The organism is Pseudomonas putida, assembly GCF_028682475.1.
GTDB classification, from domain to species: Bacteria; Pseudomonadota; Gammaproteobacteria; order Pseudomonadales; family Pseudomonadaceae; genus Aquipseudomonas; species Aquipseudomonas putida_AG.
Map to the genome: position 1 here is coordinate 17,363 of NZ_JANHLE010000033.1, position 16,392 is coordinate 33,754.

At 60.9% G+C, this 16,392-nt stretch carries 12 protein-coding genes; 7 read left to right on the forward strand and 5 right to left on the reverse strand.

Annotated elements, in window-relative coordinates; all coding sequences use genetic code 11:
• Positions 1-2: 2 nt before the first annotated feature.
• Both NPS47_RS21765 and NPS47_RS21770 read right to left on the reverse strand, forming a co-directional pair.
• Positions 3-473, reverse strand: a complete 471-nt coding sequence (locus NPS47_RS21765; RefSeq protein WP_010223082.1) for a MaoC family dehydratase — start codon at positions 471-473, stop codon at positions 3-5.
• Positions 474-506: 33 nt separating this feature from the next.
• The gene (locus NPS47_RS21770) at positions 507-1,451 is read right to left on the reverse strand and encodes an alpha/beta hydrolase (RefSeq protein WP_274296834.1); all 945 of its coding nucleotides are present in this window, start codon (positions 1,449-1,451) and stop codon (positions 507-509) included.
• Between the two features lie 209 nt (positions 1,452-1,660).
• Between NPS47_RS21770 and fadD2 the strand changes: the two genes are divergently transcribed.
• Together fadD2 and fadD1 are read left to right on the forward strand one after the other, a co-directional pair.
• Entirely contained in the window at positions 1,661-3,349 is a 1,689-nt protein-coding gene (gene fadD2 / locus NPS47_RS21775) for a long-chain-fatty-acid--CoA ligase FadD2 (protein ID WP_274296835.1), read from the forward strand.
• Between the two features lie 311 nt (positions 3,350-3,660).
• On the forward strand, positions 3,661-5,358 hold the full coding sequence (fadD1, locus tag NPS47_RS21780; RefSeq protein WP_274296836.1) for a long-chain-fatty-acid--CoA ligase FadD1: 1,698 nt from the start codon (positions 3,661-3,663) through the stop codon (positions 5,356-5,358).
• A gap of 83 nt (positions 5,359-5,441) precedes the next feature.
• On the opposite strand, the gene NPS47_RS21785 is transcribed toward fadD1, so the two are convergent.
• The 3 genes from NPS47_RS21785 to NPS47_RS21795 form a co-directional block, all read right to left on the reverse strand.
• Positions 5,442-6,749: an NAD(P)/FAD-dependent oxidoreductase gene (locus NPS47_RS21785; protein WP_274296837.1), complete on the reverse strand. Its 1,308-nt coding sequence runs from the start codon at positions 6,747-6,749 to the stop codon at positions 5,442-5,444.
• A gap of 30 nt (positions 6,750-6,779) precedes the next feature.
• On the reverse strand, positions 6,780-8,144 hold the full coding sequence (locus NPS47_RS21790) for a glutamine synthetase family protein (RefSeq protein ID WP_274296838.1): 1,365 nt from the start codon (positions 8,142-8,144) through the stop codon (positions 6,780-6,782).
• A gap of 90 nt (positions 8,145-8,234) precedes the next feature.
• Complete coding sequence (locus tag NPS47_RS21795; RefSeq protein ID WP_274296839.1) at positions 8,235-8,399, reverse strand: hypothetical protein; 165 nt, start codon at positions 8,397-8,399, stop codon at positions 8,235-8,237.
• Positions 8,400-8,584: 185 nt separating this feature from the next.
• On the opposite strand from NPS47_RS21795, the gene hrpA reads away from it, so the two are divergent.
• From hrpA to NPS47_RS21820, 5 genes are all read left to right on the forward strand, one after another.
• Positions 8,585-12,490: an ATP-dependent RNA helicase HrpA gene (gene hrpA, locus NPS47_RS21800; RefSeq protein WP_274296840.1), complete on the forward strand. Its 3,906-nt coding sequence runs from the start codon at positions 8,585-8,587 to the stop codon at positions 12,488-12,490.
• Positions 12,491-12,692: 202 nt separating this feature from the next.
• Positions 12,693-13,814, forward strand: a complete 1,122-nt coding sequence (locus tag NPS47_RS21805) for a beta-ketoacyl-ACP synthase III (RefSeq protein ID WP_274296841.1) — start codon at positions 12,693-12,695, stop codon at positions 13,812-13,814.
• A gap of 149 nt (positions 13,815-13,963) precedes the next feature.
• Positions 13,964-14,572, forward strand: a complete 609-nt coding sequence (locus NPS47_RS21810) for an RNA polymerase sigma factor (RefSeq protein ID WP_274296842.1) — start codon at positions 13,964-13,966, stop codon at positions 14,570-14,572.
• Positions 14,566-14,805 carry an anti-sigma factor family protein gene (locus tag NPS47_RS21815; RefSeq protein ID WP_274296843.1) on the forward strand — a complete coding sequence of 80 codons (240 nt, stop codon included), beginning with the start codon at positions 14,566-14,568 and terminating at the stop codon, positions 14,803-14,805. Before NPS47_RS21810 ends, NPS47_RS21815 begins: the two co-directional genes overlap by 7 nt.
• Before the next feature lie 198 nt (positions 14,806-15,003).
• The gene (locus NPS47_RS21820; RefSeq protein WP_274296844.1) at positions 15,004-16,317 is read left to right on the forward strand and encodes an OprO/OprP family phosphate-selective porin; all 1,314 of its coding nucleotides are present in this window, start codon (positions 15,004-15,006) and stop codon (positions 16,315-16,317) included.
• Positions 16,318-16,392 lie beyond the last annotated feature (75 nt).

Below are 16,392 nucleotides of genomic sequence, written 5' to 3' on the forward strand. Positions count from 1 at the left end.
CCTCAGCCGATGGTGATCGGCGGCGGGCTGACCAGATCGACGGTCTGCTGTTTGCGCGGGGCGAGGATTTCGGCCTCGCCATCGACCACCAGTTCATCATTCTGGTTGAACACGCGGGTGGCAATGCGCACTTTGAACTTCGGCAGCTTCTCGAGGATTTCCAGGCGCACGGTCAGGGTGTCGCCGAACTTCACCGGCTTCTGGAAGCTCATGGTCTGACCCAGGTAGATGGTGCCCGGGCCAGGCAGCTCGCAGGCTACTGCGGCGCTGATCAAGGCACCGCTGAACATGCCGTGGGCGATGCGCTCCTTGAACATGCTCTTGGCGGCGAACTCGGCATCCAGGTGCACGGGGTTGTGGTCACCGGACATGGCCGCGAACAGCTGGATGTCACGTTCTTCGACGGTCTTGCTGAAACTGGCGGTCTGGCCGACTTCAAGGGCTTCGTAAGGCGTGTTGGTGACCTGGGTCATCGATTCGGTTCCTGCTAGGGGCGGGGGCGGCCGTCATTCGCTGCGGGCAGGGCGGCCAAGGGCCAGGGCCTGTTCCAGCCAGTCGATGATCGCGGCCGTGACCTCGTCACGGTTGGTTTCATTGAGCAGTTCATGTCGCGCTTTGGGGTAGAGCTGCAACTGCACATGCTGGTTGCCGGCCAGGCGCAAAGCACCGGCCAGATCCTTGAGACGCTTGCCGGCACTGACCGGATCACATTCACCGCCCATGACCAGGATCGGCAGGTTCGGATCGATCTGTTTGAGGTTGGCCGGCTGGCTGATCTGTTCAAGCCCCATCAGCAGGTCGATCCATAAACGATTGGTGCAGCGGAAGCCGCACAACGGGTCGGCGACATAGTGGTCGACTTCGGCGCTGTCGCGGCTGAGCCAGTCGAAGGCCGTGCGCGTGGGTTTGAACGCTTTGTTGAAGGAGCCAAAGGACAACCACTCGATCAGCGCACTGTGGCCCAAGGGCCCCTGGCGCCAGGCTTCGATGCGGGCAATCACGCATGCCGTGCGGTACAGCGCCGGGGGCTGGAAATTCGAGCCGCTGAGAATCGCCCCTTGCAGGCTGGCGCCGTGGTGCATCAGGTACGCCTGGGCAATGTAGCTGCCCATGCTGTGACCGAAGAGAAACACCGGGGTGCCGGGAAACTGCAGGCCGATGTGCTGGCTGAGCACTCCCAGGTCGTTGACCACTGCGCTCCAGCCATCGTGGCGGGCGAACAGGCCGAGAGTGCCGAGCTCGGCGGTACGGCCATGGCCGCGCTGGTCATGGGCAATCAGGGCATAGCCCGCCGCATTCAGGGCCTGGCCCAGGCGCTGATAGCGACCGGCATGTTCGGCCATGCCATGGGCCAGCAGCACCACTGCCTTGATCGGCGTACTGGGCAGCCATTGGTAGACATACAGGCTGCAGTGATCACTGGCCGCTAGCCAGAACGCATCGTGGTGCATGGCGAGTCCTTGTGCGCACAGGTGAGTAAGTCAGCTCAGTGTATAACTCAAGCGCGCAATCGAAGGGCAGCGACAAACAAGATTCACAATGTAAATGACAGCGCTTGGCATATTTGCCACCTGCGGCATACCTGCTAACGTCGGCACAGCACCTTCTTCGCCAAGCAGGCAAGGGGACCGGAACGGCTCAGGTATGAGGACAAGAATAAATGCAGGCTGATTTCTGGAATGACAAGCGCCCGGCAGGCGTTCCTTCGAACATTGACATGAATGCTTACAAGTCTGTGGTCGAAGTGTTCGAACGCTCGTGCAAGAAATTCGCTGACCGCCCGGCGTTCAGCAATCTCGGTGTGACGATGACCTACGCCGAGCTGGATCGTCACTCGGCGGCCTTTGCCGCCTATCTGCAGCAACACACCGATCTGCTGCCGGGCGACCGTATCGCGGTGCAGATGCCCAATGTGTTGCAGTATCCGATCGCGGTGTTCGGTGCCTTGCGCGCCGGGCTGATCGTGGTCAACACCAACCCGCTGTATACCGCTCGCGAGATGCGTCATCAATTCAAGGATTCCGGGGCCCGGGCGCTGGTCTACCTGAACATGTTCGGCAAACTGGTGCAGGAGGTACTGCCCGATACCGGTATCGAATTCCTCATCGAGGCGAAGATGGGCGATATGCTGCCGACGGCCAAGGGCTGGCTGGTCAACACCATTGTCGCCAAGGTCAAGAAGATGGTCCCGGACTACCACTTGCCCCAGGCTGTGTCCTTCAAGAGCGCGCTGAGCCAGGGGCGTGGCATGGTGCCCAAGCAGGTTGCGCTGAGCCTCGATACTATCGCCGTGCTGCAGTACACCGGTGGCACCACCGGCCTTGCCAAGGGCGCGATGCTGACCCACGGCAACCTGGTGGCCAACATGCTTCAGGTACTGGCGTGTTTCTCCCAGCATGGGGACGATGGCCAGCGGCTGATCAAGGAGGGCCAGGAGGTGATGATCGCACCGCTGCCGCTCTACCATATCTATGCCTTTACCGCGAACTGCATGTGCATGATGGTGACCGGCAACCACAACGTGCTGATCACCAATCCGCGAGACATTCCCGGCTTTATCAAAGAGCTGAAAAAGTGGAAATTCTCCGGGCTTCTCGGCCTGAACACCTTGTTCGTGGCGCTGATGAATCACCCGGAATTCAAGCACCTGGATTTCTCTGCCCTGAAAGTCACCAACTCCGGTGGTACGGCGCTGGTGACCGCCACCGCCGAGCGCTGGGAAAGCCTGACGGGTTGCCGCATTGTCGAAGGCTATGGGCTGACGGAAACTTCGCCGGTGGCCAGCACCAATCCGTATGGCAAGCTCGCGCGCCTGGGCACAGTGGGTATTCCAGTGCCGGGTACAGCCTTCAAGGTCATCGACGATGAAGGCCACGAGCAGCCGATGGGCGAGCGTGGCGAGTTGTGCATCAAAGGTCCGCAAGTGATGAAGGGCTACTGGCAGCACCCTGAGGCTACGGCCGAGGCGCTTGATAGCGAGGGCTGGTTCAAGACCGGTGACATTGCGGTGATCGATCCGGATGGTTTTACCCGGATTGTCGATCGCAAGAAGGACATGATCATTGTGTCCGGTTTCAACGTGTACCCGAACGAGATCGAAGAGGTCGTCATGGGCCATCCGCAAGTCGCCAACTGCGCGGTAATCGGCATTCCGGACGAGCGCTCCGGCGAAGCCGTGAAGCTGTTTGTGGTGGCGCGTGAAGGCGGGGTGAGTCTTGAAGAGCTGAAGGCTTACTGCAAGGCCAACTTCACCGGCTACAAAGTGCCCAAGCACATCGTGCTACGCGATTCGTTACCGATGACGGCAGTGGGCAAGATCCTGCGTCGGGAGCTGCGCGACATCGCCTGACGTTCAGGGTGGGAGCGGGCTTGCCCCGCGATGCGATGTACCTGACACATCGCATCGCGGGGCAAGCCCGCTCCCACAGAAAGCTCGCACAAATCGGATGTTTAGGTTTTTTACTCTAAAAATGACCATTGCATTATCAAGAGTCATTTTTGTGACTGTTTGGGCTGCTTTAGCTCTAGGCGACCCTGTGCAAAGCTGCTAATCTCGGCCCGCTTCTGATGATCGGCTTTGCAATAAACCGTAATCTTATATCAATAATAATCGCATCGACTGCGGTGAAGAATTCGCTGGTGCTGGAGGAGTGGGCTTCCATGATCGAAAATTTTTGGAAGGATAAGTACCCAGCCGGGGTTGCGGCGCAAATCAACCCTGATGAGTACCCGAATATCCAGGCAGTATTGAAACAGTCCTGCCAACGCTTTGCTGACAAACCAGCCTTTAGCAACCTGGGCAAAACTCTTACCTACGGCCAGCTGTACGAGTTGTCGGGGGCGTTTGCGGCTTACCTGCAACAACATACCGACCTGCAGCCTGGTGACCGTATTGCCGTGCAACTGCCCAACGTGCTGCAGTATCCGGTTGCCGTATTCGGTGCCATGCGTGCCGGCCTGATCGTGGTGAACACCAACCCGTTGTATACCGCGCGGGAACTGGAGCACCAGTTCAATGACTCCGGCGCCAAAGCACTGGTATGTCTGGCCAACATGGCGCACCTGGCGGAAAAGGTGGTGCCCAAGACCCAGATCAAGCACGTTATTGTCACCGAAGTGGCCGATCTGCTGCCACCGGTAAAGCGCCTGTTGATCAACAGCGTGATCAAGTACGTGAAGAAAATGGTCCCGGCCTACCACTTGCCCAAAGCGCTGAAGTTCAATGATGTATTGAGCAAGGGCGCCGGCCAGCCGGTGAAAGAAGCCAGCCCCGACAGCAATGATGTGGCTGTGTTGCAGTACACCGGCGGCACTACTGGGGTGGCCAAGGGCGCGATGCTGACCCACCGTAACCTGGTAGCCAATATGCTGCAGTGCCGGGCGCTGATGGGCTCCAACCTCAATGAAGGTTGCGAGATCCTGATCACCCCGCTGCCGCTGTACCACATCTATGCCTTCACCTTTCATTGCATGGCAATGATGCTGATCGGCAACCACAACATCCTGATCAGCAACCCGCGCGACTTGCCGGCGATGGTCAAGGAGTTGTCGAAGTGGAAGTTCAGCGGCTTTGTCGGGCTGAACACCTTGTTCGTTGCCCTGTGCAACAACGAAAACTTCCGCAAGCTGGATTTCTCGGGACTGAAGATTACCCTGTCGGGCGGCATGGCCCTGCAGATGAGTGTCGCCGAGCGCTGGAAAGCGGTGACTGGCTGCGCGATCTGCGAAGGTTACGGCATGACCGAAACCAGCCCGGTGGCAGCGGTCAACCCGGCCGAGCAGAACCAGATCGGTACCATCGGTATTCCGGTGCCTTCGACCCTGTGCAAGATCATCAATGATGAAGGTGTCGAACTGCCGCTGGGTGAAGTCGGTGAGTTGTGCGTCAAAGGCCCGCAAGTGATGAAGGGCTACTGGCAGCGCCAGGATGCGACCACCGAGATCCTTGACAGCGAAGGCTGGTTGAAGACCGGTGACATCGCCCTGATCCAGCCTGACGGCTACATGCGGATTGTCGACCGTAAGAAAGACATGATTCTGGTGTCCGGATTCAACGTCTATCCCAACGAGCTTGAAGACGTGCTGGCTGCGTTGCCGGGCGTGTTGCAGTGTGCGGCCATTGGCGTACCGGACGAGAAATCCGGTGAAGTGATCAAGCTGTTCATCGTTGCCCGGCCTGGGGTGACCCTGACCAAAGAGCAGGTGATGGAGCACATGCGTGCCAATGTCACCGGCTACAAGGTACCGCGTTTCATCGAGTTCCGTGATGCACTGCCGACCACCAACGTCGGCAAGATCCTGCGTCGCGAGCTGCGTGATGAAGAGCTGAAAAAGCTCGGTCTGAAGAAGATCGCTTGAGTCTGTGATCGCGGGGCAAGCCCGCTCCCACCAGGGTTATTGAATCCCTGTGGGAGCGGGCTTGCCCCGCGATGCTTTTACCCTCAGCGCAACTTCTCAAGCATCTGGTAATACCACATCCCCGCCGCCAGCAAAGGATTGCCCAGCACATCGCCCATCGGCACCTTGATGTGTTTGCAGCCGGCAAAGGTATCGAATTTCTCCAACGTCCCGGTCAGTGCCTCAGCCATGATTTCACCCATGATGTGGCTGGTGGCAATACCGTGCCCGGAGTAACCCTGGCAGTACCAGACATTGTCGGAAAGCTTGCCCAGCTGCGGAATGCGGTTGACCACGATACCCATGGCGCAACTCCACTGGAACTCGATCGGCACGCCCTTGAGTGCCGGGAAGGTGCGCTCGATGCACGGGCGCAACTCGCCAGCGATATCCCGCGAGTCGCGACCTGAATAGTTGGCGCCACCGCCGAACAGCAGGCGGCCGTCGGCAGTCAGGCGGTAGTAATCGAGGACAAAGCGGCAGTCATACACCGCCAGATCTTGCGGATTGATCTGCGCGGCCAGTTCACCCAGCGGCGCGGTGGTCACGATGCCGCCCATGGCCGGGAAAATCTTGCCCTTGAGCTGGCGCTTTTCCAGTTTGTGGTAGACGTCACCGGCCAGCAGGATCTGCTTGGCTTCGACCCGTCCTTGCGCGGTAACCACCGCCGGCTGTTCGCCATGGACGATGTCCAGCACCTCGGAGTTTTCGAAGATCAGCGCACCCAGGCTATGGGCTGCACGGGCTTCGCCCAGGCACAGGTTGAGCGGGTGCAGGTGCAGGTTGCGCAGGTTCTTCAGCGCGCCCAGATACAGTGGGCTTTGCAGGTGTTCGGCCATGGCCTTGCGATCGAGCAACTGCACCTGGTCGCCCATGCCGCGGCGCTGCGCTTCGGCTGCGAAAGCCTGCAGTTCATGCATGTGCGAGGCCTTCATCGCCGCATGCAGGTGACCGCGCTTGAGGTCGCAGTTGATGCCGTAGCGGGCGACCCGCTGTTCGATGATCTGGTGCCCGCGCCAGCGCAGGTGCCAGATGAAGTCATCGACGTCCTCGCCAAGCTTTTCGCGCATCTGCTTGCGCATCGCCTCGTCACCCGACAGGCTGCCGGTGACCTGGCCGCCGTTGCGCCCGCTGGCGCCCCAGCCGATGCGGTTGGTTTCGACAATGGCGACCTTGAGGCCACGCTCGGCCAGCTCGACGGCACTGGCCACGCCGGTAAAACCGCCACCGATGATCGCCACGTCGACCTTGACCGTGCCTTTGAGTGTCGGGTACTGGGTGCTGTCGTTGAGGCTGGCGGTGTAGTAGGAGGCACTGCGTTGAGCGGTGCCGGTGTTCACGGCTGCGTTCATAAAAAATCCTTGGCGCAAAAATAAAGTGGATCAGGCCTGGGTCAGGTACCAGCGCCAGTCCTGTTCGCCGACTTCGGCCATGAACTGTCGGTACTCGGCACGTTTGACCGCCAGGTAGACACCGAGGAAAGCCTCGCCGAACGCCTCACGCGCCCAGTCCGAGGCCTCCAGGGCCTTGAGCGAAGTCAGCCAGTCGGTGGGCAGCAGTTCCTTGGCCTGGGCATAGCCGTTGCCTTCGACCGGAGCGCCCGGATCCAGCTGCTGGCGGATGCCTTGATGCAGGCTGGCGAGAATTGCCGCGGCGGCCAGGTAGGGGTTGGCGTCGGCGCCACAGATGCGATGTTCGATGTGCCGGCTGTTGGCCGGACCGCCGGGTACGCGCAGGCTCACGGTGCGGTTGTCGACCCCCCAGGTCGGCGCCAGCGGTGCATAGCTGTTGGCCTGGAAGCGGCGGTAGGAGTTGGCGTTAGGGCAGAACAGCAGTAACGAATCGAGCAAGTGCTTGAGCATGCCGGCCACGGCGTGACGCAGCAGCGGTGTGCCGGCCTTGTCTTCGCTGGCGAACAGGTTGTTGCCCTGGGCATCGGCCAGGCTCACATGCATGTGCATGCCGGTGCCGGCCAGGTGATCGAAGGGTTTGGCCATGAAGCAGGCCTGCATGCCGTGCTTGTGTGCCACGCCTTTGACCAGGCGCTTGTAGCGCACGGCCTGGTCCATGGCCAGCAGGGCATCGCCATGCTCCAGGGTGATTTCGACCTGACCCGGGGCGTACTCGGAAATCGCCGTACGTGCCGGGATGCCCTGGGCCTTGCAGGCGCTGTAGAGGTCGGCGAGGAAAGGCTCGATCTGTTCCAGCTCGCGCAAACCATAGACCTGGGTGCCGCGCGGACGTCCGCCGTCGCTGTCCAGTGCCGCTTGCGGGCGGCCGTGGTGGTCGCGTTTCTGGTCGAGCAGATAGAACTCCAGCTCGCAGGCCATGACCGGGTGGTAACCCTCGGCTTTGAGCGCATCGATGACCTTGACCAGCAGATGGCGCGGGTCGGCGATGGTGGCTGGCAAGCCTTCAGTGGGGTGCATGCTGACCTGCACTGCTGCAGTCGGAATCTGCCGCCAGGGCAAGCGCACCAGGCTGTTTTCCAGCGGATAGGCGCGGCAGTCGATATCACCGACGTCCCACACCAGCCCTGAGTTTTCCACATCGTCGCCATTGAGGGTCAGGCCGAGAATGGTGCTGGGCAGGGGGCGACCGCTTTCATACACCGCCAGCAGTTCCTCGCGGTGCAACAGCTTGCCGCGTGGTACGCCGTTGGCATCGAGGATGAACAGCTCGATCATCTCGATATCGGGGTTGTCAGCCAGGAATGTTCGGGCCTGTTCGATGGGGGCAAATTGCATGCAGTGCTCGCTCGCGCCGTCAGGCGCTCAGGACTGTCTGCGCCGGAGGGCGACAGTCATGGACAGGTAGGCCAGGGCTGGCCGATATATTCAGTCTAGGGCGAGAAATGCATCGGGTGGGCGGGCATGGCGGCAGTGCCACAAGGCCCAGAAGGCGAGGATGATGTGAACCAGCGGGTTTTCCCCGGAGCGAGCCCGCACCTTCGGGAACGAAGGCGGCAACAGCGGACGGGGCATGCACAGGGGCGAAGTCATGCCGGGATACTCCCACGCCAGTGAAGGTTCATTAAATCAGCCTTTGTATACCTTCAGGTTGCCTGCCGCTAAACAATCATCCGCCTACCCGCGACCGTGCCGAGCGGGGGCAAATCTGCGACAATCGCAGCCCTTCCCATGCCGATCATGAAAAAGCAGGCTCACCTGCACAACTAAAAGCCCCCATGACTGACCACGCTATCGATCAACTGCTGAAAAACCTCGACCACGCCATGATTGCCGAGCGCCACCGCCTGCGTCGGCAGCTGCATGAACTGCGCAAGCGCCCGGACGAGGCGAAGCTGGCCCAGTGGGTCGACAAGGTGCAGGCCTCCTGTGCCCAGGTCACTGCGCGCAAGGCCAGTGTGCCGAGCATTCGTTACGATGACAGCCTGCCGATCGCCGCCAAGCGTGACGAAATCAAGAAAGTCCTCGCCGCACATCAGGTGCTGATCATTGCTGGTGAAACTGGCTCGGGTAAAACCACCCAGTTGCCGAAGATCTGCCTGGAGCTGGGGCGTGGCCAGCATGGCCTGATTGCCCACACCCAGCCGCGGCGGATCGCGGCGCGCAGTGTTGCCACCCGGGTGGCCGAAGAGTTGGGCACGCCGCTGGGGGCGCTGGTCGGTTACCAGGTGCGCTTCGAAGACCAGAGCGACGCCAATACCCTGGTCAAGCTGATGACCGACGGTATTCTCCTGGCCGAAACCCAGCACGACCGTTTTCTCGAGCGTTACGACACCATCATCGTCGACGAAGCGCACGAACGCAGCCTGAACATCGACTTTCTGCTCGGTTACCTGAAAACCCTGCTGCCGCGGCGTCCGGACCTCAAGGTGATTATCACCTCGGCGACCATCGATCTGGAGCGTTTCTCCAAACACTTCAACGACGCGCCGATCATCGAAGTCTCCGGTCGTACCTACCCGGTGGAAACCTGGTATCGGCCGTTGACCAGCGAGCAGGACGAGGAGGGCAACCGCGTCGAGGATGATCTCACGGTTGACCAGGCGATTCTCGCCACCCTCGACGAGATTGCCGCCCATGAGCGCAGCCAGGGCAAGGGGCCGGGGGACGTGCTGGTGTTCCTGCCCGGCGAGCGCGAGATTCGCGACGCCGCGGAAATGTTGCGCAAGGCGCAGCTGCGGCACACCGAGATCCTGCCGCTGTATGCGCGGCTGTCGCCAGCCGAGCAGCAGAAGATTTTCCAGTCCCACCCCGGTCGGCGCGTGGTGCTGGCGACCAACGTCGCGGAAACCTCGTTGACGGTACCGGGTATCCGCTATGTGATCGACAGCGGCACCGCGCGGATCAGCCGCTACAGCTACCGCGCCAAGGTCCAGCGTTTGCCCATCGAGGCGGTGTCACAGGCCAGTGCCAACCAGCGCAAGGGCCGCTGTGGCCGGGTCGAACCGGGCATTTGCGTACGCCTGTACAGCGAAGAAGACTTCAATGCACGGCCAGCCTTTACCGACCCGGAGATCCTGCGAACCAACCTCGCAGCGGTAATCCTGCAGATGCTGCACCTGCGCCTGGGTGAGATCGACGCCTTCCCGTTTATCGAGCCGCCGGATGGCAAGGCGATCAGCGATGGCTTCAACCTGTTGCAGGAGCTTTCGGCGGTCAACCGCGAGAACCAGTTGACCCCGCTTGGACGTCAGCTGGCGCGCCTGCCGGTCGACCCGCGACTGGGACGCATGCTGCTCGAAGGTGCCAAGCAGGGCAGCCTCAACGAGTTGTTGATCGTCGCCAGTGCCTTGTCGGTGCAGGATCCGCGCGAGCGGCCGCCGGAGCGTCAGCAAGCCGCCGATCAGGCGCATGCACAGTGGAAAGATGCCGACTCGGACTTTGCCGCGCTGGTCAATCTGTGGCGTGGTTTCGAAGAGCAGCGCCTGGCCCTGACCGCCAGCCCGCTGCGCAACTGGTGCCGGAAAAACTTCCTCAATTATCTGCGCCTGCGTGAATGGCGCGATGCCCATCGGCAGTTGAGCCTGATCTGCCGCGACCTGCAGTTGAGCATCAACAAAGAGCCGGCCGACTACCCGAAACTGCACAAGGCGATTCTTTCCGGCCTGCTCAGCCAGATCGGCCAGAAGACCGAAGACGGTGACTACCTCGGCGCCCGTCAGCGGCGTTTCTGGGTACATCCGTCGTCGGGGCTGGGCAAGAAGCGCCCGCAGTGGATCATGACCGCCGAGCTGGTCGAAACCACCAAGCTCTATGCACGCATGGTGGCCAAGATCGAACCGGACTGGATCGAGCCGCTGGCCACTCACCTGATCAAGAAGAACCATTTCGAGCCGCACTGGGAGAAGAAGCGCGGCCAGGTGGTGGCTTACGAACAGGTCACGCTGTATGGCCTGATCGTGGTCGGTCGCCGGCCGGTGCACTTCGGGCCGATCGACCCGGTGATGTCCCGCGAGCTGTTCATCCGCGAAGCGCTGGTGGGTGGCGAGATTCAGTCGAAGGCCAAGTGCCTGAGCGCCAACCGCCGTCTGCTCGAACAGCTCGACGAGCTGGAGGCCAAGGCCCGGCGCCGCGATATCCTCGCCGATGACGAGACTTTATATGGCTTCTATGAAGCACGTTTGCCGGCCGAGATTCATCAGACGGCGACTTTCGACAGCTGGTACCGGGTCAACAGCCAGAAAGACCCGCAACTGCTGATCATGCGCGAAGAGGATGTGCTGGCGCGTGAAGCCAGCGAAGTCACCGCGGCGCAGTATCCCGATACCTTGCGCCTGGGCGACTTGAGCCTGGCCTTGAGTTATCACTTCGAGCCCAACCATCCGCGTGACGGCGTTACTGTGCGGGTGCCGGCACCGTTGCTGCCAAGCTTGCCGGGTGAGCGCCTGGAGTGGCTGGTGCCCGGCTTGCTCGAAGCCAAATGCATTGCTCTGGTGCGCAACCTGCCCAAGGCCCTGCGCAAGAACTTCGTACCGGTCCCGGACTTCGTCAAGGCGGCGTTGCAGCGCATGACCTTCGCCGAGGGCTCGCTGCCGCAGGCCCTGGGCCGCGAGCTGCTGCGCATGACTGGCGCACGGGTCAGCGATGAAGCCTGGGCCGAAGCGGCCGGGCAGGTGGACAACCACCTGAAGATGAACCTGGAAGTGGTCGATGGTCAGGGTAAATTCCTCGGCGAAGGCCGCGACCTGACCGAGTTGACCGCCCGTTTTGCCGCTGCCAGCCAGGCCGCACTGGCTGTGCCGCAGACCGAGAAGAGCCAGCAGCCGGTACAGGCCAAGGCCTTTGCCCAGGTCGCCGAGAGCGCCCAGCAGAAGATCGCCGGGCTGTCGATGACGGTGTACCCGGCCTTGGTGGAAGAAAACGGTACGGTCAAGGAAGGGCGTTTCTCGACCCAGGCCGAGGCCGAGTTCCAGCACCGCCGCGCCCTGCAGCGCCTGCTCCTGCAGCAACTGGCCGAGCCGGCCAAGTTCCTGCGTGGCAAGCTTCCGGGGCTGACTGAGCTGGGTTTGCTGTACCGCGAGTTGGGGCGTATCGAAGCCTTGGTCGAGGATATCCTTCTGGCCAGCCTCGATAGCTGCATTCTCGAAGGTGAAGAGAACCTGCCTCGCGATGGTGCCGGCCTGGCTTCCCTGGCCGAGCGCAAGCGCGGCAGTTGGACCGAGCACGCCGAACGCCTGGCACGCCTGACCCTGGAGATCCTCAAGCTCTGGCACGGTCTGCAGAAACGCTTCAAGGGCAAGATCGACCTGGCCCAGGCCGTGGCGCTCAATGACATCAAGCAGCAGCTGAGCAACCTGGTCTATCCGGGCTTCGTCCGCGAAACCCCGGGGCTGTGGCTCAAGGAGCTGCCGCGCTACCTCAAGGCCATCGAGTTGCGCCTGGAGAAACTCGGCTCCCAGGTGCAGAAGGACCGGGTCTGGAGCGGTGAGCTGGGCAATCTGTGGACCCAGTACAAGGCGCGCGCCGACAAGCATGCCCAAGAGGGCAAACGTGACGATCAACTGACCCTGTACCGCTGGTGGCTGGAAGAATACCGGGTTTCGCTGTTTGCTCAGCAGCTCGGTACCAAGGTGCCGGTTTCGGACAAACGACTCAGCAAACAGTGGAGTCAGGTAGAAGCCTAAACGGCTGCAGATGTGGCACACTTGACCGATATTCGCCGCTGTCGCGCCCACCTTGCCGGCAGCAGCGCTTACCGAATGAGGTGCCCTGCAGCGCTCCCGCTGACGGGATTATTGTGTGTAAGAGTTGGTACGTTCGTGCCAGCTGACCGAATCGAACAGGCCGTCGCCCGGTGGGCATCGGCCCCTGAACAGAGGAACGACCGTGCATAACGTCGTCATCAGCGGCACCGGCCTGTACACCCCGGCCAACAGCATTTCCAACGAAGAGCTGGTGGAGTCCTTCAACGCCTATGTACAGCAGTTCAACGCGGACAACGCCGAGGCCATCGAGCGTGGTGACGTGCAGGCCCTGGCCGAATCCAGCGCCGCCTTCATCGAAAAAGCCTCGGGGATCAAGAGCCGCTTTGTCATGGACAAAGACGGCATCCTCGACCCGCAACGCATGAAGCCACGCCTGCCGGAGCGCTCCAACGACGAGCCGTCGGTTCTCTGCCAGATGGCTGTGGCGGCTGCCGAACAGGCGCTGCAACGCGCGGGCCGTACCGCTGCCGATGTCGATGCGGTAATTGTCGCCTGCTCCAACCTGCAGCGCCCGTACCCGGCAATTGCCATCGAAGTGCAGCAGGCCCTGGGCATCAACGGCTTCGGCTTCGACATGAATGTCGCCTGCTCTTCGGCCACCTTTGGCATCCAGACCGCCTGCAACAGCGTGCAACTGGGTCAGGCCCGCGCGATTCTGGTGATCAGCCCGGAAATCTGCACCGGCCACCTGAACTTCCGTGACCGTGACAGCCACTTCATCTTCGGCGATGCGGCCACCGCGGTGCTGGTAGAGCGTGCCGACCTGGCCACCTCGGCGCATCAGTTCGACATCGTCAGCACCAAGCTGCTGACCCAGTTCTCCAACAATATCCGCAACAACTTCGGCTTCCTCAACCGGGCGGCTGAAGAGGGTATCGGCGCCCCGGACAAACTCTTCGTCCAGGAAGGCCGCAAGGTGTTCCGCGAAGTCTGTCCGATGGTGGCCGAACTGATTGGTCAGCACCTGGCCGAAAACAACATCGCTGTCAGCGACGTCAAGCGCTTCTGGCTGCACCAGGCCAACCTGAGCATGAACCACCTGATCGTCAAGAAGCTGCTCGGTCGCGACGCCCTGGAAGAAGAAGCACCGGTGATTCTCGACAGTTACGCCAACACCAGTTCGGCCGGCTCGGTGATCGCCCTGCACAAACATCAGGACGATCTGGCAACAGGCGCTCTGGGCGTACTCAGCTCCTTCGGTGCCGGCTATTCCATTGGTAGCGTGATCCTGCGCAAGCGCTGAGGCCTGCGAACCGTCTGGCAGCAGTAAGACGGTTTACCTCGATACAAAAGGACGTGCCTCACAGAGGACGTCCCTTTTGTTGCTGGCTGCATTTGTAACAAAACCGTCTAATCGAACTCTACCGACACAACGACGGATGGATGGCGATAATGGGCGAAGAACAAGGCCGCTTGCTCGAACGGCTGCTCGCGGGTGAGCAACCGGCTTTCAAGGAACTGGTCGACACCTATCAGGGCGCCATGCGCGCGGTGGCTTATGCCATTGTCGGCAGCCGCAATGCCGATGAGGTGGTGCAGGATGCCTGGCTGGCGGTGGTACGCAACCTGGCCGGATTCCAGCAGCGCTCCAGTCTCAAGACCTGGCTGCTGACCATCACGGCCAACACGGCAAAAAACCGCTACAAACAGAACCGCCGGGAAGTACTGCTCGACGATCTGCCTGCACCACATGGCAGCGTCGGCGATGAGCGCTTCGCTGGCGATGGCCACTGGTTGTTGGCGCCTTCGGCCTGGCATGAAGACTCCCCTGAAGCCTTGCTCAGCCAGGATGAGTTGCGCGAGTGCCTGGAGCACACCTTGCTCAGCCTGTCTGAACTGCAGAGCAGCGTCTTGGTGTTGCGCGAACGCCAGGGACTGGAGCTGGAACAAATCTGTAATCTTCTCGATATTTCGCTCTCCAATGTCCGCGTGCTGCTGCACCGGGCACGGCTGAAGGTCTTCGCGACCCTGGAACATTTCGAGGAAACCGGCCAATGCTGACTTGCAAGGAACTTGTCGCCCGCTCAAGCGATTACCTGGATGGACAACTCGATCTGGGTGAAAAACTGCTGGCTCGCCAACACCTGTTGTTTTGCAAAAATTGCCGACGGTTCATCAAGCAGATGCGTTTGGCCCAGGCGACGATCAAGGCGCTGCCGGAAGCCCCGGTAGACGATGTTGACGAAATCGTCCAGCGCATGACGGCGGCCCATGGGACCCACGACAAACCCTGAAAATCGCACTGGAAGGCCCTGCAACGGGGCTTTCCAGCTTATTCTTATTCGAAGTAAAAAGTTCCCCTGTAACAAAACATTTATATAAAAGCCACTGATCTGACATAACCCCCCGCCAAGATTCCTCCCCAGCACAAGTGGCTCAAGCCGCGTGTTTTTTCAATATTATCAAGACCATAAAGTAGGGGAGCTTCTTCGATGATCCGTAAGCACTTCGCAGGTTTCGCAGCCAGCGCCTTGGCCATGGCCGTTACCGCCCAGGCTTTTGCGGGTACCGTGACCACCGACGGCGCCGATATCGTAGTCAAGACCAAGGGTGGCCTCGAGGTCGCTACCACCGACAAGGAATTCAGCTTCAAGCTGGGCGGTCGTGTTCAGGCTGACTACAGCAGTTTTGACGGTTTCTACACCAAAAATGGCAACACTGCCGACGCCGGTTACTTCCGTCGTGCTTACCTGGAACTGGGCGGGGTGATGTACACCGACTGGGCCTACCAGATTGCTTACGACTTCTCGCACAACTCCGGCGGTGACAACCGTTCCGAAGATGGCTACTTCGATGAAGCCTCCCTGGCTTACAACGGCTTCAAGCCGGTGTCGATCAAGGTCGGCCGTTTCGACCCTGAATTCGGTCTGGAAAAAGCCACTAGCTCCAAGTGGGTAACGGCTCAGGAACGTACCGCAGCCTACGATCTGGTCGACTGGACCAACTCGCACAACGGCGGCATGGGCCTGCAGGCCTCCGGCAACGCCGGCGACTCGCTGTACGGTTCGGTGGGCGTGTTCGCCAAAGACGCGACCAACCAGGACAAGGATGGCGACAGCACCAAGCAGTTCAACCTGCGCGGCGTTTTCGCGCCGATGCATGAAGCTGGCAACGTTCTGCACCTGGGTATCAACTACGCCCAGCGCGACCTTTCCGACACTGCATTCGATGGCCGGATCCGCAGCCGTCTGGGCATGCGTGGTGTGAGCACCGACGGTGGCCAGGATGCCGGTGACAATGGCAACCGTCTGGTCCTCGGTGGCGCCAACAACACCCCGGCCGGTGCCTACGACACCGACAAGGCCTGGAACCTGGAAGCGGCCTGGGCCATGGGCCCGTTCTCGGTACAGGGTGAGTACATCAAGCGTGACACGCAAGCCGACGATGATGCGTTCTCCGACATCAAGTCCGAAGGCTACTACGGCCAACTGGCCTACACCCTTACCGGTGAAGCGCGCGGCTACAAGCTGGGCAAATTCGACGGCATCAAACCGCAGAACAAGCAGATCGGTGCCTGGGAACTCTTCTACCGTTACGACCACCTGAGCACTGACGATGACAATGGTGCATTTGCCGATATCGGCGATGTGGAAGCCAAAGTGCACAACGTGGGTGTGAACTGGTACGCCAACGAGTCGATCAAGCTCAGCGGTGTGTACGTCAAAACCAAGGTCGACAATGCCGAGAACGCTGCCGGCGACGACAGCGGTGACGGTTTCGTCATGCGCGCGCAGTACGTGTTCTAAGCAACACCGCTCCTCATCCGTTAGATCTTCAGCCCCGCACCCGCGGGGCTTTTTTTCGTCGGCGTGACGAGGCAG